This window comes from Kitasatospora sp. NPDC059795, assembly GCF_042732175.1.
In the GTDB taxonomy this organism is placed as follows: domain Bacteria; phylum Actinomycetota; class Actinomycetes; order Streptomycetales; family Streptomycetaceae; genus Kitasatospora.
Map to the genome: position 1 here is coordinate 330447 of NZ_JBHWID010000007.1, position 17682 is coordinate 348128.

Genomic DNA, 17682 nt, shown 5'->3' on the forward strand with positions numbered 1-17682 from the left:
CCGTGTACGGTTTGCATAGTCACGCGCCTTCGTGGCCGGTGTTGAGGGCGGCCAGCAGGTCGACCACCTCGGCACCGCGGACCTCGCCGACGACCAGCCGGTCGGGCCGCATCCGCAGCGCCTGCCGGACCAGGTCGCGCAGCGTCAGTTCGCCCAGCGACTCCTGGTTGGGCGGGCGGGACTGGAGCCGGACGACGTGCGGATGGTCCGGCCGCAGCTCGGCCGAGTCCTCGGCCAGCACGATGCGTTCGTCGACCGGGACGAGCCCGAGCAACGCGGCGAGCAGCGTGGTCTTGCCGCTGCCGGTGCCACCGGAGATCAGCAGCGACAGCCGGGCCCGGAGCACGGCGCCCAGCAGGTCGGCACCGGACGGGGGCAGGGCCCCGGCGGCCACCAGTTCGGCGAGCGTGAACGGCGTGCTGCGGCAGGTGCGCAGCGAGATGTGGGTGCAGTCGGCGGCGATCGGCGGGAGGACGGCGTGCAGCCGGGTGCCGTCGGACAGCCTGGCATCCACCCAGGGGCGGGCGTCGTCCAGGCGGCGACCGGCGGCGGTGGCCAGTCGGTGGGCGAGCCGGCGGACAGCGTCGGTGTTCGGGAAGCGCACCTGGGGTGCGCGTTCCAGGCCCTTGCCTCGGTCGATCCAGATCTGGTCGGGCCCGTTGACCAGGACGTCGGTGACGCCGGGTTCGGCCAGCAGCGGGTCGAGCGGCCCGGCGCCGACGATCTCGGCGCGCAGGCTGCGGACGGTGTTGAGCAGGTCGGCCCCGCCGAGCGGTGGCCGGGTGGCGCGCAGCGCGGCGGCGACCGAGCCGGTGGTGGGCGCGGCTCCGGATTCGACGAGCCGGAGCCGGACGGCGTCGACGAGTTCGGCGCCCCCGTCGGCCGTCGGCGGCCCGTCCCGTTCGGGTGCGGCCGGCGGTCGTCGGCGGACCAGGTGGCGCACCGTCGGACCGGTGCGCGGGCCGGCTTCGGCCGGGGCGACGTCCTCGGCGGGCCCCGGCGGGGCGCCGAGCAGGGCTCGGGCGCGGGGTACGGCGATGCGCCGGTGGGTGCGGGTGATCGGGTGCCGGGCGGGCCTCGGCTGCCCGGTGTGCCCGGCGGCGCCGGCGTCGACGGGGTGGGTGTCGACGGCGTGCAGGCGGTTGGCCATGGGTTCTCCTCAGGCCGCCACGACGGGCGGCATCGCTTCGGTCAGGAATCGCCCGCAGAACCGGGCCAGCGGCCCGCCGTCCCGCAGGCCGGGCGGGGCGCCGCGTTCGGCGTCCAGGGCGAGGCCGGGCTCGGGGGCGAGCTCCCCGGCCAGGCGCAGTTGCAGGCCGCGGGCGATGTCGGCGGCGGTGAGACCGGACGGCCCGGGGGTGCGGACGACGGCCCGCAGGTCGGCGAGCCGTATCCGGACGGCTGCGGCGACCCGGTCGGCGGCCGCCAGCGCGCGCAGCTCGGCGGGGACCACGAGCAGCCCGGTGTCGGCCTGTTCGAGCGCCTGGGCAGCCGCCGCGTCGAGGTGTCTGGGCAGGTCGAGGACGACCAGCCCGCCGCGTCTGCGGGCGGCGGCCAGGACGCTGCACATGGCTTCGGCGGGGATGGTCAGGGTGTCCGAGCGGTCCCAGGACAGGGCGCTGAGCCGGTGCAGTTCGGGCAGTGCCTTGGCGAGCTCGGTGCCGCTGATCCGGCCGCGCGAGGCGGCCAGGTCGGGCCAGCGCAGGCCGCCGGTCTGTTCGGCGCCGAGCAGGACGTCGAGTCCGCCGCCGAGCGGGTCGCCGTCGATCAGCATCGTACGGTGCCCGGCCCGGGCGGCGCGGACCGCGAGCGCGCAGGCCAGCGTGGAGGCCCCGGCGCCGCCGCGCCCGCCGAGCACGGCGACGGTGAGCGCGGGCGGCCCGACGCCTTCGGTGGCGTCGGCGATCCGGTCGAACAGCCAGGACTGCGCGTCGGGCAGGAACAGCACGTGCTCCGCGCCGAGCCGGACGGCGCGGACCCAGATCTCGCCGTCGTCGAGGTCGAGCCCGAGCAGCAGCACGCCGGGGCGGCGGGGCAGATCGGCGCACCGTTCGGCGAGGTCGTCGCCGACCAGCACCAGAGGGGCGTTCTCCCACAGCCGGGCGGGCGGTGGGGCGCCGCTGAGCAGCCGTGGTTCGGCTCCGGCGGCGGCGCACAGGCGGGTGAGTTGCTCGGCGAGGTTCTCGTCGGCGGTGAGGATCAGCGGGCCGAGCGGGGGCTCGGGGCCGGTGGCGTGCGGGTCGGTGAGGAATGCGGACAAGGCGGGCCTCCGCGTGGTGCGGGACGGGTCTGACGGCGCGTCGGACGCGTCAGCCCGGGTGGGCCGGCGCGGCGTCGCGGACACCACGGTGGGGGACGGCGCGGAATGTGTCAGCGGAGTTCGCAATGCCTGTGGATAACCCGCCCCTGTGGATAACCAGGCTCACTCGGACGGGGGTCAAATCAGTTCGGAATTGACGCATCGGGTATACCGATATGACGTTCGATCCACTACGGAGAGTGACAAATCGATGGGGTGCAGAGAACCCTCGACAGCGACTCGGAAACCGCTGGAGCGCCCCCCTGAACCGCCCGTCACGCCACTCCCTGGGGGCTCAATTGCCTAGGAAAATGGCCCCGGACATGCGACGACCCCCGCCGGGGGGGAGAGCGGGGGTCGTCTATCCACGGCCCGGCTCGGGGGGGAGGAGCCGGACCGGGTTAGCACGGTCGCGCGAACGATCCGTGACTTCCATGGTGTACCCGACCGCCCAGAAACACAAACCCGCACGCCTCCGGGTCCACCGAATGGCCGCCTGTTTTGCCGGTCCCTCTATCCTCGGTTCCCGTGGACACCACCGAGAACGCCGACTTCGCCGACCGCGGTGCCGACTCCGACGCACCGGACTCCACCGAGCCCGTAACGGACACCACAGCGCCCGCCCGACCCGGGTACGGCGTGCCGCGGACCGCCGCCTTCTTCGACCTCGACAAGACGATCATCGCCAAGTCGAGCGCACTCGCCTTCAGCCGCCCGTTCTACCAGGGCGGCCTGATCAACCGCCGCTCGGTGGTGAAGAGCGCCTACGCCCAATTCGTCTTCCTGGTCGGCGGCGCCGATCACGACCAGATGGAGAAGATGCGGGCCTACCTGTCGGCGCTCACCCGGGGCTGGAACGTCCAGCAGGTACGGGAGATCGTCGCGGAGACCCTGCACGGCATGATCGACCCGATCATCTACGACGAGGCGGCCTCGCTGATCGAGCAGCACCACGCGGCCGGGCGGGACGTGGTGATCGTCAGCAGCTCGGGCTCCGAGGTGGTCGAGCCGATCGGCCAACTGCTGGGCGCCGACCACGTGATCGCCACCCGTCTGCACGTCGAGGACGGCCGCTACACCGGCGAGATCGAGTACTACGCGTACGCCGAGAACAAGGCCGCCGCGATCCGCGAGCTGGCCGAGCGGGAGGGCTACGACCTCGCCAACTGCTATGCGTACAGCGACTCGTCGACCGATCTGCCGATGCTGGAGACGGTCGGCCACCCGGCTGCGGTGAATCCGGACCGGGCGCTGCGCAAGGAGGCGGTGGCGCGCGAGTGGCCGGTGCTGGTGTTCAGCCGGCCGGTCGAACTGACGCGTCGGCTCCCGGAGTTCCGCGCGCCGAGCCGTTCGGTGCTGGCCGCGGTGGCGGTCGGCGCGGCGGCGCTGACGGCCGGGGTGCTCTGGTACAGCGCACGGCGGCGCCGCCCGACGGCCTGAGCCGCGAGCCGCGCAGTGCCGGGCGGAACGGTCCTGCACGGGGCAGCGGTTCACTAAATCGGACAAACCATACGGGAACCCGGCAAACCTATATTTTCCGGGTTCCCCTTCCGTCTGATCTGCGGTAGAAATGGATTAGGCCCGCGAGACCCGGTCAGGACCCAACAGGGTCGTTCCGACAACGCAGTTCAGGCCCCACGGACCCTTGCGCGGACAATCGGGCACCCACATGCAGCCGACCCGCTGTCGGGCCGCCGCACCAGGCGAAGGGCAACAGGATCCCGCCTGATGGGCAATGAACGGTGCATGCACTGGTAACCCGGTCTCCGTGCCAGCGGCGACGCCCGGAAGTCTCGGACGTCGCCGCAACCGCGTTCGCCACAACCGCGTGCGCCGCAACCGCGTGCGACCCGACTGCGTGAGCCCCGACCGCATGAGCCCCGACCGCATGAGCCTCGACCGCATGAGCCCCGACCGCGTGCGCGGAGTCGGCGCAACCGCGCCGGGGCCCCTGCCGGTTCAGACCATGCCGCGCTGCATCGCCTCGCACACCGCGGTGCTCTCCCGGACGCCCAGGCCGAGCCCGGTGGCGCAGTGGCGGAGCCAGCGGGCCATGCCCTCGGGGGTGCCCTCCAGGTAGCCCAGCAGCGCCTGCCGGTAGGCGGCGGTGCCGAGTTCGGCGAGGCCGACCTCGGCGGGGCAGATCGCCTTCGGGTCGAGGCCCTCGGCGGTCAGCACGATCCGCTGGGCGGCGCGGGCGACCAGGCCGTTGTAGGTGCCGAAGGGGCGCAGCGCGAGCAGTTCGCCATGCACGACTGCGGCGACCACCAGGGCGGGCGCGCCGCCGGTGGGGCGTTCGGCGCGGGCGGCCAGCAGCCCGGCGAGCTGGTCGAGGCGGGCGGCCGCCTCGTCGGCGGGTGGCGGCGGCGGGAGTTCGCCGACCGGGCCGTCGGGCGCGGCGCCCTCGGTGGCGGCGAGTTCGCGCGGAAACAGCGGTGCGGTGCTCTCCCCGGGGTGGCGCGGGCGGCCGGCGGACGGGTCGGCGTCGCCGACGGCGAGCAGGTGGAGGCGGGCCAGCACCTGGAGCGGGGAGGTGCGCCAGACGCTGAGCAGTTGGCCGGCCTCGGCGGAGAGGCGCAGGGCCGCGCCGATCGTGCGGGCCTCGGGGTCGGCGCCGAAGTCGGTGCGGCGGCGGACTTCTTCGAGCGGCCAGTCGGCGCCTTCCAGGGCGGCGGAGGCGCGCGCGCCGCGCAGTGCGGACTCGGACGTCACCTCGCCCGCCCGGCGTCGCATCACGCGGTGTCCGTAGAGGCGGTCGACGTTCTTGCGCACCTCTGCGACGGCCTCGGGGACCCCGGACAGCTGGGCCAGCGGGGCGAGCGGGTCTGTTCCTGTGGTCACCTACCCGAGAGTAATGAATCGACGGGGCGACCGGGCAGCAACCCCCGGGTCACCCTTTCGTGGCAATCCGCCCTTCCCCCATGTGCGACACCCCAAACCACCGCTAGCATGAGCCGCAATCGGTGACGATAACGATTTCCAACAAGCGTCAACCGCGACAGTGGTGCCACCGCACCCCCGCGGCAGCGCGCGGCGAACAGAGCCATGCACCACAGAGCTACAGAGCCACAGAGCCGGAGACTCAGATGAAGATCGCCTTCGTCGGCAAGGGCGGCAGCGGCAAGACCACCCTGTCCGCACTGTTCATCCGCCATCTGGCCGCCGCCGGCTGTCCGGTGGTCGCCGTCGACGCGGACATCAACCAACATCTGGGCCCGGCCCTGGGCCTGACGGACGCCCAGGCCGCGGCACTGCCCTCGCTCGGCGCGCACCTGCCGGAGATCAAGGAGTACCTGCGCGGTGCCAACCCGCTGATCCGCTCCGCCGAGGAGATGATCAAGACCACCCCGCCCGGCCCCGGCTCCCGGCTGCTGCGGATCGTCGAGGAGAACCCGGTCTACGCGGCCTGCGCCCGGCCGATCGCGCTGGACGAGGGCTCGGTACGGCTGATGGCGACCGGCGCGTTCACCGAGGAGGACCTCGGGGTGGCCTGCTACCACTCCAAGGTGGGCGCGGTGGAGCTGCTGCTCAACCACCTGCTGGACGGCCCGGACGAGTACCTGGTCACCGACATGACGGCCGGCTCCGACTCGTTCGCCTCCGGCCTGTTCACCCGCTTCGACCTGACCTTCCTGGTCGCCGAGCCGACCCGCAAGGGCGTCTCGGTGTACCGCCAGTACAAGGAGTACGCCCAGGACTTCGACGTCCACCTGCGGGTGATCGGCAACAAGGTGCAGAGCCCGGACGACCTCGAGTTCCTGCGCCGGGAGGTCGGCGACGACCTGTACGCCGTGTTCGGGCACTCCGACTGGGTGCGGCGGCTGGAGCGCGGGGACGAGCCGCCACTGCGCGCGCTGGAGCCGGCCAACCGCGAGGTGCTGGGCCGGCTGCGCACCGCCGCGGACGCCGCCCACCAGCTGCGCGACCCCGGCCGCTACAGCGCCCAGGCGGTCCGCTTCCACCTGCGCAACGCGGAGAGCTGGGGCAACGCCAAGATCGGCGCGGACCTGGCCACCCAGGTGGACCCGGCCTACGTGCTGGGCGTCGAACAGGCCCGGACCGCCGGAGTCTGAATCGCACCCGCCCCGAGGGGCCGACCCGTCCAGCTGGACGGGTCGGCCCCTCGGCGTTTCATCGCATTCCCGGTCGGTTCGGGTACCACACGATGTGGTGAAAAGCCCTTTTTGCGCTACCACCCGACACACACGCTGTGCAAAGGTCTCATTACTCTCGGTTTACCAAGTCTTGAACCCGGATCGCCACTGGCCGTCGCCGCGCCGTCCGGGCCTCGCGCAGCCACCCATCGCCCGGTCGCCGCCGACACGCCCCCTGCGACCCGCGACAGCCGATCCGGCCAAGAGACCCGAGAGATCAGAGAGACCCCACCAGCGGGCGCGGCTGCGTCCGCTCCCCCGGAAACCACCGGAAGAAGACGGGAAGAGACATGCCCCTCGACATCTCCAGCGCCCCCATCGCCTCCGACACCACGGACCACGCCCCGCCGCCCGGGGTGGCCGCGCTGGCCGGGCGGCGGGTGCGCGCCCTGCTGGTGCACGACCTGCCGGCCTCGCTCGCGGTGTTCCTGATCGCGGTGCCGTTCTCGCTCGGCATCGCGCTGGCCACCGGCGCGCCGCTGACGGCCGGTCTGGTCGCCGCCGCCGTCGGCGGGTTGGTGGCCGGACTGCTCGGCGGCACCCACCTGCAGGTCAGCGGGCCCTCGGCCGCGCTCACCGTGGTCACCGCCGGGGTGATCGCCCAGTACGGCTGGCAGATCGCCTGCCTGGTGACGGTCGCCGCCGGGCTGCTGCAACTGCTGCTCGGCTCACTGCGGGTGGCCCGCGCCGCGCTCGCGGTCTCCCCCGCCGTGGTGCACGGCCTGCTGGCCGGGGTGGGCCTCACCGTCGCGATCGCCCAACTGCACGTCATCCTCGGTGGCTCGCCGCAGAGTTCGGCCCTGGCCGACCTGCGCTCGCTGCCCGCCGAGCTGGCCGGCCCGCACCCGCCCGCGCTGATGGTCGGCCTGCTCGCGCTCGCCGTGCTGTTCGGCTGGCCGAAGCTCGGCCGGCTGCCGGGCCCGGTCGGCCGGGTCGGCGCCCGACTGGCCCGGCTGCCCGCCGCACTGGTGGCGATCGCCGCCGCCACCACGCTCTCGCTGATCGCCGAACTGCGGCTGGCCCGGGTCGAACTCCCGGTCTGGGAGCACCACCAGTTCTTCTCCCCGCCCTCGCCGGGCGTGCTGGCCGGTCACTGGGCGGCGCTGCTCGGCCTGGTGCTCACGGTCGCCGCGGTGGCCGGCGTCGAGTCCCTGCTGTCCTCCGTCGCCGTCGACCGGATGACCCGCCGGGTCGGCGACCTGGATCGTGAACTGCGCGCCCAGGGCGTCTCCAACCTGCTCTCCGGGCTGCTCGGCGGCCTCCCGGTGGCCGGCGGCGCGGTGCGCTCCACTGCCAATGTGCAGGCCGGCGCGGCCACCCGGGCGTCCGCGGTGCTGCACGGCTGCTGGGTGGCGGTCGCGGCGCTGGTGCTGACGGCCGGGCTGCGCCGGATCCCCCTGGCCGCGCTCGCCGCGCTGGTGCTGGTGGTCGGCGTGCAGATGGTGAGCTTCGCGCACATCCGGCGGGTGCACCGGCACCGCGAGTTCCCGGTCTACCTGGCCACCGTGCTCGGCGTGGTGCTGCTCGGCGTCCCGCTCGGGGTGGTCCTCGGCGGTTCGGTCGCCGTGCTGCTCGCCCTGTACCGGCTGACGCAGGCCCATGTCGAGGTGGTCGCCGAGCCGGACGGCTCCTGCACCGTCCGCACCCACGGCCCGCTGACGTTCGTGGCCATCCCCCGGCTGAGCCGGGCGTTCGCCCGGATCCCCGCCGGTACCCGGGTGACGGTCCGGCACGACGGCTCCTTCCTCGACCACGCCGCGTTCGAGGCGCTGCACGCCTGGCGCGCCGACCACCAGGCCACGGGGGCCCAGGTCTCCATGTCGACGGACCATCAGGCGCAGGAGGTGCTCGATCCCGACGGCACCGTCCTGGTCGACGATGCCCCCGGCGCGCACCGCTGCAGCGCGTGGACGCCCTGGGTCGGCCACCACTGCATCGAGCCGAGCGCGGACGATCCGCACGGCCGGCTGCTGCACGGCGTGCGCGGCTTCCAGCAGCACACCGCCCCGCTGGTCCGCCAGGAGCTGGCCCGGCTGGCCCGCGACGGTCAGGCGCCCTCACAGCTCTTCCTCACCTGCGCGGACTCCCGGATGGTCACCAGCATGATCACCAGCTCCGGCCCGGGAGACCTCTTCACCGTCCGCAATGTCGGCAACCTGGTACCCGCCCCCTACGAGCCGGGCGCGGCGGACGACTCGGTGGCCGCGGCCGTGCAGTACGCGGTGGAGGTGCTGGAGGTCACCTCGATCACGATCTGCGGGCACTCCGGGTGCGGCGCGATGAAGGCCCTGCTGGACGGCGTGACAGAGCAGCCCGGGCCGCCCACCGCCCTGGCCCGGTGGCTGCGCAACGGGCGCGGCTCGCTGGCCCGACTGCGGCGGGCCCCGGCGGAGTTCGAGGGCCGCGCGGCGTCAGACGTGGTCGAGCAGCTGTGCATCACGAATGTGGTGCAGCAGCTCGACCAGCTGATGGCCAACCCGGCCGTGGAACGCCGGGTCGCGGACGGGTCGCTGCGGCTGGTCGGCATGTACTTCGATCTGGCCGCCGCCCAGGCCTATGTGATGGACCGTCAATCCAACCGCTTCGCGCCGGTGCACGCGGAGGCCGGGCAGACGCCGGGACCGGAGACCGAGCTGGCGGCGTAACCGGCCGCCCGAAGGGCGAACCGGGGACGGCCGACCGACGGTCGTGAAGAAGGAACAGGGGCGCGTGGAGAGTTCTCCAGCGCCCCTGGTTGTGCGTCAGCCGCCGGTGCGGCGGGTGAGCAGGTTGGCCAGGTCCGCAGGGGTGACGTAGCCGGACCAGCGGTGGTCGTCGAACAGGTGGACGCCGGCGTCCCGGTAGCACTGATCGACGAGTTGCGAGCAGATCATGTGCTTGGTGGAGGCGACGTACTTGCGCAGCGGCGGGCCCGCGGGAAGGTGCAGGCGGTGCGCGCCGAGGGCGAGGTAGTCGGCGAAGGAGTAGGGGGTGCCTATGTAGGAGCGGGCAGCGGTGGTGACGGCAGTGCGCTGGTCGTCGGTGAGCGGTATGCGGTCGGTGGACCAGAGCACGTGTCGCCCGTCGTAGTTGCCGAGCGGATTGAGTGCCGCGCCGCCGGGTTGGGCCTCGACCAGGAGGCCGTCGCCGACGAGGACGAAGGCGTGTTCGTAGTCGGAGAATCCGTCGCCGTTGAGGAATTGGCCGATCCGGATCAGGCGGCCGGTGCGTCCGTCCATGCGGACGACCGCGAAGTCGCCGGGCCGGGGTGAGGTGTCGGTCATGCAGAACCCCCGTCACTGTCGCGTACGGTGATGGGTTGCGTACCGTCAGTGGAGTACCGGGGCGGGGGGTCGTCAAGGTGCTGTGCGGGATTGATCCGACCCGGGGGCGGGAAGGCGTCGGGAGGACCGGGCGAGCGACACCGGAGGCGTCCATCGGGGGCGCGGCCTGCTGCCGATCAAAGGTCTACACCAATTTTCCGGAGCCTCTTGTCAACACGGCTCTTGGCCTGGTGAGCTGTGCGCTGGGACACACGGGACCATCCTCCGCACGAGGTTCCCGGTATTTGAGACTCGATGAGGAGTGCGCGTTGAGCAACGAGAGCCTGGCCAACCTGCTCAAGGAGGAGCGGCGCTTCGCCCCGCCCGCGGAGCTCGCCGCCTCCGCCAACGTCACCGCCGACGCCTACGCCCAGGCCTCCGAGGACCGGCTGGCCTTCTGGGCCGAGCAGGCCCGGCGGCTGAGCTGGGCGGTCGAGCCCACCGAGACCCTGGACTGGTCGAACCCACCGTTCGCCAAGTGGTTCGCGGACGGCAAGCTCAACGTGGCGTACAACTGCGTCGACCGCCACGTCGAGGCAGGCAACGGCGACCGGGTCGCGATCCACTTCGAGGGCGAGCCGGGCGACAGCCGGGCGATCACCTACGCGCAGCTGAAGGACGAGGTCTCCAAGGCGGCCAACGCCCTGCAGGCGCTCGGCGTGGCCAAGGGCGACCGGGTCGCGATCTACCTGCCGATGATCCCCGAGGCGGTGGTCTCGATGCTCGCCTGCGCCCGCATCGGCGCCGCCCACTCGGTGGTCTTCGGCGGCTTCTCGGCCGACGCGGTGGCCTCCCGCATCACGGACGCGGACGCCAAGGTGGTGATCACCGCCGACGGCGGCTACCGCCGCGGCAAGCCGTCCGCGCTGAAGCCGGCCATCGACGAGGCGCTGACCAAGGTCGACGGCGTGGAGAACGTCCTGGTCGTGCGCCGCACCGGCGAGGAGGTGGCCTGGACCGAGGGCCGCGACGTCTGGTGGCACGAGCTGGTCGACGCGCAGTCCGCCGAGCACACCCCCGAGGCGCACGACGCCGAGCAGCCGCTGTTCATCCTGTACACCTCGGGCACCACCGGTAAGCCCAAGGGCATCCTGCACACCTCGGGCGGCTACCTGACCCAGGCCAGCTACACCCACCACGCGGTGTTCGACCTGAAGCCGGAGACCGACGTCTACTGGTGCACCGCCGACATCGGCTGGGTCACCGGCCACTCGTACATCACCTACGGCCCGCTCTCCAACGGCGCGACCCAGGTGATCTACGAGGGCACCCCGGACACCCCGCACCAGGGCCGGTTCTGGGAGATCGTGCAGAAGTACGGCGTCACCATCCTCTACACGGCGCCCACCGCGATCCGCACCTTCATGAAGTGGGGCGACGACATCCCGGCCCGCTTCGACCTGTCGAGCCTGCGGGTGCTGGGTTCGGTCGGCGAGCCGATCAACCCGGAGGCGTGGGTCTGGTACCGGGAGCACATCGGCGCGGGCAAGACCCCGATCGTCGACACCTGGTGGCAGACCGAGACCGGCGCCATGATGATCAGCCCGCTGCCGGGCGTCACCGAGACCAAGCCGGGCTCCGCCCAGCGCGCGCTGCCGGGCATCTCCGCCACCGTGGTGGACGACGAGGCCCGCGAGGTGCCGAACGGCTCCGGCGGCTACCTGGTGCTGACCGAGCCGTGGCCGTCCATGCTGCGCACCATCTGGGGCGACGACCAGCGCTACATCGACACCTACTGGTCGCGGTTCGAGGGCCGCTACTTCGCCGGTGACGGTGCGAAGAAGGACGAGGACGGCGACATCTGGCTGCTCGGCCGGGTGGACGACGTGATGCTGGTGTCCGGCCACAACATCTCGACCACCGAGGTCGAGTCGGCGCTGGTCGGCCACCCGGCGGTGGCCGAGTCGGCGGTGGTCGGCGCGACCGACGCCACCACCGGCCAGGCGATCGTGGCGTTCGTGATCCTGCGCGGGTCGGCCTCCGACAGCGCCGACCTGGTCGCCGAGCTGCGCAACCACGTGGGCAAGACGCTCGGCCCGATCGCCAAGCCGAAGCAGATCAACGTGGTCTCCGAGCTGCCGAAGACCCGCTCGGGCAAGATCATGCGCCGTCTGCTGCGCGACATCGCCGAGGGCCGCGAGGTGGGCGACACCACCACGCTGGCCGACTCCTCGGTGATGAACCTGATCCAGTCCCAGCAGTCGGCGAGCAACGAGAGCTGACCTTCCCTCAGCCACCGGGCCGGGCCCGCTCCGTGAGACATCGGAGCGGGCCCGGCCCGTTGTCGTTCCCCCGGGAACGAATCCTCATAAAGTAAGACAGAACGACATACCTCTTGCCGCGCCCCGTAGGATGTCAAGGAACCATCAAGGTTCTGAGGCGCGCCGGGAAGTCTGGTCGGCACTGCACCACCCGTGTGTCCGCATGCCGCCCGCCTCAGGAGGTCCCCCGTGGCCAGCCCGTCCAACGAGCGCCGTCAGTTCCTCGGCCTGCTCCCGCTGCCCGAACGCCGCTTCCTCGCGGACGCCCTGCGCACCGAGACGGTCGGCGGAATCCTGCTGCTGGGCGCCGCCATCGTCGCGCTGATCTGGGCGAACGTCTGGCCGCACGCCTACGAGACGGTGCGGGGGCTGACCTTCGGCCCGTCCGCGCCGCTCCACCTGGACCTGCCGCTGGAGGCCTGGGCACAGGACGGGCTGCTGACGATCTTCTTCTTCGTCGCGGGCATCGAGCTGAAACGCGAATTCGTGGCCGGGGAACTGCGGACGCCGAGTGCGGCGCTGCTGCCGGTGGTGGCGGCGGTGTGCGGCGTGGTGCTGCCGGCGGTGCTGTACACGGTGGTGAACGTGGTCGGCGGCGGGCATCCGGCGGGCTGGGCGATCCCGACGGCCACCGACATCGCGTTCGCGCTGGGCGTGCTGGCCGTGGTGGGCAGCCATCTGCCGTCCGCGCTGCGGGCGTTCCTGCTGACCCTGGCGGTGGTGGACGACCTGATCGCGATCCTGATCATCGCGGTCTTCTACTCGTCCGGGATCACCTTCTGGGCGCTGGGCGCGGCGCTGGCGGGGCTGGTGCTGTTCTGGTTCCTGCACCGGCGCGGGCTGGGCCGTTGGTGGGTGATGGTGCCGCTGGGCGTGGTGATCTGGGCGCTGATGCACGAGAGCGGCGTCCACGCGACGGTGGCCGGTGTGGCGATGGGCCTGATCCTGCGCTGCCACCGCGAGGAGGGCGAGGAGCACTCCCCCGGCGAGCACGTCGAACACCTGGTGCGGCCGCTGTCGGCGGGGTTCGCGGTGCCGATGTTCGCGCTGTTCGCGGCGGGTGTGCCGGTGTCCGCGAAGGTGCTGGGCGAGGTGTTCACCGAGGCGGCGCCGCTGGGCATCGTGATCGGCCTGCTGATCGGCAAGTCGGTGGGCATCTTCGGCGGCACCTGGTTGGCCGCCCGCTACACCAGGGCCACCCTGAACCCGCAGCTGACCTGGTCGGACATGTTCGCGCTGTCCACCGTGGCGGGCATCGGCTTCACGGTGTCGCTGCTGATCAGCGATCTGGCGTTCGTCGACGACCCGCATCTGGCGGAGCTGTGCAAGGAGGCCGTCCTGGTGGGTTCGCTGACCTGTGCGGTGGTCGGCACCCTGCTGCTCAAGCGCCGCAACCGGTACTACCGGCAGCTGTGCGAGGACGAGGACCGCGATTCGGACGGCGACGGCATCCCCGATGTGTACCAACGCAGGCGGTGACACGCCGTCCGGCGGGGACCCGGAGTGGTGCCCGACTCACCGGTAGGGGCATGATGCTGAGCTGACACCGGTGCGTGACGCACCCTCAGCACGCCGCACGCCCAGCCCCCGAAATGGAGACGCCGATGGCCGCAGGAGCCACCAACCCGAACGGCAACGGCCGCATCCCGCACGAGGGCGAGCGCACCGTCGGCGAGCTGTTCGCCGCGGCCTCCGCCGAACTGTCCAGCCTGGTGCACGACGAGATCGCGCTGGCCAAGGCCGAGATCAAGGCGGACGTCGTGCGCGGCGGCATCGGCACCGCGGCCGGCGTGGTGGCCGGCGTGGTGGCCCTGGCGTCGATCCCGATGTTCTCGTTCGCCTTCGCCTGGGGCCTGCAGGCGCTGGGCATCACCACCGGCTGGTCCTTCGCCATCGTCGGCGGCGCGTACGTGCTGATCGCGCTGCTGCTGGCGTTCATGATGATCCGGTACTTCAAGAAGGTCCGGAAGCCGGAGCGCACCATCGCCGGTGCGCAGGCCACCGCGCAGGTGCTGAAGAACGCCAGGCCGCGACCGGCCACCAAGGAGGAGATCGACCGGGCACTGGGCCGGATCCAGTGACCTACGGCCGGTAACGGTTTGCGCCCGGGTGCGAGTGCCGGGCAGGTACGGAGGGCGCGGGTATGACAGGCTGCGGGTATGTCGTTGGACCAGAAGCCCGTGGATGAGCCCGCCTCCGTTCCCGTCCGGCCGGCTGCCGGGGAGCCGTGGAGCGTCCGCTCGGCCGGGCCGTGGACGCACCGCGATCTGGCCGCGAACGGCGCGCGTTTCCACATCGCCGAGATCGGCGAAGGGCCGCTGGTGCTGCTGGTGCACGGCTGGCCGGAGTACTGGTGGGCGTGGCGGCACCAGCTGACGGCGCTCGCCGAGGCGGGCTTCCGGGCGGTGGCGCTGGACCTGCGCGGGATGGGCGGCTCGGACCGCACCCCGCGCGGCTACGACCCCGGCAACCTGGCGCTGGACGTCACCGGCGTGATCCGTTCGCTGGGCGAGCGGCAGGCGCACCTGGTGGGGCACGGCACCGGCGGCACGCTGGCCTGGGTGGCCGCGGTGATGCGTCCCTCGGTGATCCGCAGCCTGACGGTGGTGTCGGCCGCGCACCCGCGGCACCTGCGGCGGGCGCTGCTGACGGACCGGAAGCAGATCGCCGCGTTCGAGCACGTGCTGGGCTTCCAGCGGCCGTGGATCCCGGAGCGCCGGCTGGTCGCGGACGACGGGGCGCTGGTGGGCGACTACCTGCGGGCCTGGACGGGGCCGAACATGCTGTCCGAGGAGGCGGTGGCCTCCTACCGCCGGGCGATCCAGGTGCCGAGCACCGCGCACTGCTCGATCGAGCCGTACCGCTGGCTGATGCGCTCGATGGCGCGGCCGGACGGCATCCAGTTCGCGCGCCGGATGAAGAAGCAGATCACCGCGCCGGTCCTGCACGTGCAGGGCGCGTCCGATCCGGTGCTGCTGTCGCGGACGGCGTTGGGGGCGGGCGAGTTCGTCTCCGCGCCGTACCGGTGGCGGCTGCTGCCGGGGGTGGGGCACTTCCCGCACGAGGAGGTGCCGGAGGAGTTCGCGGCGGAGCTGATCGGGTGGGTCAGGCAGCACAAGGACGGCTGACTTCTCGGCGTCAACACCGGTGTGCTTCCTGAGACTTGACAGCGTTCATATGACAAGCGCATAAGCCAGTCGCATGCCGCCAGGGCGGTTACTCCGGGCGGCCCCAGGGAATCCCTCCGGTATGACCTGGATGCCCGATCGAGAAGCCCAGCCGCGCCGAGGCCGCCGTGGCAGCAGCAGCTCGCAGCAGCACGTTCCGCAGCCGGAGTGGCCCTACCAGCCCGCCGAGCGGACGCCACGCAGCACGGGGTACCGGCTCGGCATTCCAAAGATCATCGGACGGCGCGCCCGCTGGGTCGGCGCGAGGTTGCGCCGGGAGGGCTGACAGAGCCTGTCGGCACGGAACCCGGGCGGAATCGAACGGACCGGCGCAAAGCAGAGGGAGCACCACCCCGGTGGTGCTCCCTCCCGTGTCGGCGAAGAGGTCTCAGCCCAGCACGGTCGGCGAGATCGCGGTGGACCAGAGCAGCAGGCCGAAGGTCGCCACCGTCATCACCGGGACGAGGATCTTCGTCTCCATGTCGTTGCCGGTGCGCTTGATCAGGACGATCTCGTAGCGCTCCTTGTGCGGCCACAGCAGTGGCGAGCCCTGCTTGGTCAGGCAGTCGCCGAGCAGGTGCGCCAGGGTGCCCAGGGCCACCGCGTAGGGCAGCCAGCCCGGGGCGTTGGGCAGCCAGGTGAGCATGCCGAAGGTGCCGAGCGCGGCCAGGCCGACCACGGTGATCCAGGACACCGCTCCGTGGCCCGGCGGGTGCATGCGCAGCGCCTTGATCGCCATGGCGAGCAGGAAGAAGCTCAGCCCGATGGTGAAGTACCGGCCCAGGAAGGTGATGCCGGCCCAGCTGCCGCCGCCCATCAGGGCCACGAACAGCAGTGAGTGGGTGGCGTGCCGGTGGCCGCCGGAGGCCCAGGCGACGAAGCGGCACAGCATCTTGGAGACCGGGCCGAGGAAGTTGGCGATCGTCCCGTCGTGGTGGTCGAGGTCCGGCAGCAGTGCCGCGCCGGCGCACAGCACGGTGCCCATCAGCACGTCGGCGGGCGTCAGGTGCATCCCCATCAGCGGTGGGACGAACGGCGCGGTGGCCGCGAACAGCAGCGCGCCGCTGACCGCGTGCGAGTGACCCATCATGACGTGTGTCGAACCTCTCCCGTGGAGCTCCGCCGGGGCGGCCCGGCTGGGCCGTTCGGGTGAGCTCGGCCGACGCTACCAGGCGAGGCCGACGGGTCGTCAGAGGCTGCGCGGCGGGCGGCCGGTCAGAGCGCGCAGCCCTCGGTGTCGACCTTGCCGGAGGCGGTGGCGCCCTGGGCGACGTCGTCCTTCACCTCGTCGGCGGTCAGCACGTAGCCGGTGTCGGGGCTGTCCAGGGACTTGGCGAACACCACGCCGTACACCTGGCCGTCGGGGGTGAGCAGCGGGCCGCCGCTGTTGCCCTGGCGGACCAGTGAGCGGATCGAGTAGACGTCGCGGACCACCTGGCCCCGGTGGTAGATGTCCGGGCCGTTGGCCTGGATGCGGCCGCGGATGCGGGCGGGCTGGACGTTGAACGCGCCGTTCTCGGGGAAGCCCGCGACGATCGCCGAGTCGTTGCTCCGGGCCTCGCCGGCGAAGGTCAGCGGCGGGGCGTTCAGCCGGGGGACGTCCAGCACGGCGATGTCGCGCTGCCAGTCGTAGCGGACGACGGTGGCGTCGTAGAGCTGGCCGATGCCGCCGATCTGCACGGTCGGCTCGTCGACGCCGCCGACCACGTGCGCGTTGGTCATCACCCGGTGCGGGGCGAACACGAAGCCGGAGCCTTCGAGGGTCTTGCCGCAGGAGGGGGCGGTGCCCAGCACCTTCACCAGGGAACCCATGGCCCGGCGGACGCCGGCGCTGCCGGCCAGGGCCGGGTCGGGCGGCTCCACCTCGGTGATCGGCTCCTGCTCGAACGGATTGAACACCTGCGGGAAGCCGTTGCGGGCGAGTTCCTTGCTGAAGTCGGAGAACCAGTTCGGGGCGTCGGGCGGCAGCGCCGCCTGCACCGAACCGAGCACCGCGGAGTTGCGCACCTGCTTGGAGACGGTGGGCAGCGAGGTGCCCGCCAGCAGCAGGCCGATCAGCCAGGCCACCAGCAGCATGGACAGCACGTTCACCAGCGAGCCGCCGACGGCGTCCAGGATCTTGACCTTGCCGCGGCCGATCCGTCCGCGCAGCTTCCAGCCGAAGTGGGTGGTGATCGCCTGGCCGACCGCGGCGAGCAGGACCACCCCCACGACCGCGACCACCGAGGCCGTGGTGCCCTGGGAGAGGTGACGCAGGAGCAGCGGCAGCAGCTGGACGGCGATCAGGCCGCCGCCGAGGAAGCCGAGCACGGAGAGCACGCCCACCACGAAGCCCTGCCGATAGCCGGAGACGGCGAAGCCCAGTGCGGCGGCGATCAGCAGGAGATCCAGGACATTCACCCGGATACCCTCCCACGTCCCACCGGGCGGGGGACACCGGCCGCCGGTGGTCGCCCGATCGGGTCAGCCCGGCAGGCACCGCGCCCGGGAAGGTTGCGA

At 72.3% G+C, this 17682-nt stretch carries 12 protein-coding genes and 1 pseudogene; 7 read left to right on the forward strand and 6 right to left on the reverse strand.

The genetic code is table 11. The features are described 5' to 3' along the window. Positions 1-25: 25 nt before the first annotated feature. Both ACFV4P_RS17510 and ssd read right to left on the reverse strand, forming a co-directional pair. Positions 26-934 (reverse strand): annotated as a pseudogene (locus tag ACFV4P_RS17510) (TadA family conjugal transfer-associated ATPase); the annotation flags it as partial. A 225-nt stretch (positions 935-1159) separates the two neighbouring features. Further along, positions 1160-2260 carry a septum site-determining protein Ssd gene (gene ssd, locus ACFV4P_RS17515; RefSeq protein WP_380471957.1) on the reverse strand — a complete coding sequence of 367 codons (1101 nt, stop codon included), beginning with the start codon at positions 2258-2260 and terminating at the stop codon, positions 1160-1162. Positions 2261-2938: 678 nt separating this feature from the next. Here ssd and ACFV4P_RS17520 point away from each other — a divergent pair. Then, positions 2939-3739 (forward strand): HAD family hydrolase, encoded by an 801-nt coding sequence (locus ACFV4P_RS17520; RefSeq protein WP_380472068.1) that lies wholly within the window; start codon positions 2939-2941, stop codon positions 3737-3739. Positions 3740-4258: 519 nt separating this feature from the next. On the opposite strand, the gene ACFV4P_RS17525 is transcribed toward ACFV4P_RS17520, so the two are convergent. Further along, a complete protein-coding gene (locus ACFV4P_RS17525; protein WP_380471959.1) occupies positions 4259-5140 on the reverse strand; it encodes an oxidoreductase in 882 nt (293 codons plus the stop codon). Positions 5141-5385: 245 nt separating this feature from the next. Here ACFV4P_RS17525 and ACFV4P_RS17530 point away from each other — a divergent pair, with 245 nt between their 5' ends. After that, a complete protein-coding gene (locus tag ACFV4P_RS17530) occupies positions 5386-6372 on the forward strand; it encodes an ATP-binding protein (protein ID WP_380471961.1) in 987 nt (328 codons plus the stop codon). A 371-nt stretch (positions 6373-6743) separates the two neighbouring features. Continuing rightward, positions 6744-9098, forward strand: coding sequence for a SulP family inorganic anion transporter (locus ACFV4P_RS17535; RefSeq protein WP_380471963.1), 2355 nt, complete (start codon positions 6744-6746; stop codon positions 9096-9098). Between the two features lie 96 nt (positions 9099-9194). Here ACFV4P_RS17535 and ACFV4P_RS17540 read toward each other — a convergent pair whose 3' ends face one another. After that, positions 9195-9716 (reverse strand): hypothetical protein, encoded by a 522-nt coding sequence (locus tag ACFV4P_RS17540; RefSeq protein WP_380471965.1) that lies wholly within the window; start codon positions 9714-9716, stop codon positions 9195-9197. A gap of 308 nt (positions 9717-10024) precedes the next feature. Between ACFV4P_RS17540 and acs the strand changes: the two genes are divergently transcribed. The 4 genes from acs (at position 10025) to ACFV4P_RS17560 (ending at position 15144) form a co-directional block, all read left to right on the forward strand. Beyond that, on the forward strand, positions 10025-11977 hold the full coding sequence (gene acs / locus ACFV4P_RS17545) for an acetate--CoA ligase (protein WP_380471966.1): 1953 nt from the start codon (positions 10025-10027) through the stop codon (positions 11975-11977). A gap of 228 nt (positions 11978-12205) precedes the next feature. Beyond that, on the forward strand, positions 12206-13495 hold the full coding sequence (nhaA, locus tag ACFV4P_RS17550) for a Na+/H+ antiporter NhaA (protein WP_380471968.1): 1290 nt from the start codon (positions 12206-12208) through the stop codon (positions 13493-13495). Between the two features lie 125 nt (positions 13496-13620). Next, the gene (locus tag ACFV4P_RS17555) at positions 13621-14097 is read left to right on the forward strand and encodes a phage holin family protein (RefSeq protein WP_380471970.1); all 477 of its coding nucleotides are present in this window, start codon (positions 13621-13623) and stop codon (positions 14095-14097) included. 99 nt (positions 14098-14196) lie between these two features. Next, positions 14197-15144 (forward strand): alpha/beta fold hydrolase, encoded by a 948-nt coding sequence (locus ACFV4P_RS17560; protein ID WP_380472070.1) that lies wholly within the window; start codon positions 14197-14199, stop codon positions 15142-15144. 427 nt (positions 15145-15571) lie between these two features. On the opposite strand, the gene ACFV4P_RS17565 is transcribed toward ACFV4P_RS17560, so the two are convergent. Next, on the reverse strand, positions 15572-16273 hold the full coding sequence (locus ACFV4P_RS17565; RefSeq protein WP_380471972.1) for a metal-dependent hydrolase: 702 nt from the start codon (positions 16271-16273) through the stop codon (positions 15572-15574). A 125-nt stretch (positions 16274-16398) separates the two neighbouring features. Further along, positions 16399-17583: a MarP family serine protease gene (locus ACFV4P_RS17570; protein ID WP_380471974.1), complete on the reverse strand. Its 1185-nt coding sequence runs from the start codon at positions 17581-17583 to the stop codon at positions 16399-16401. Positions 17584-17682 lie beyond the last annotated feature (99 nt).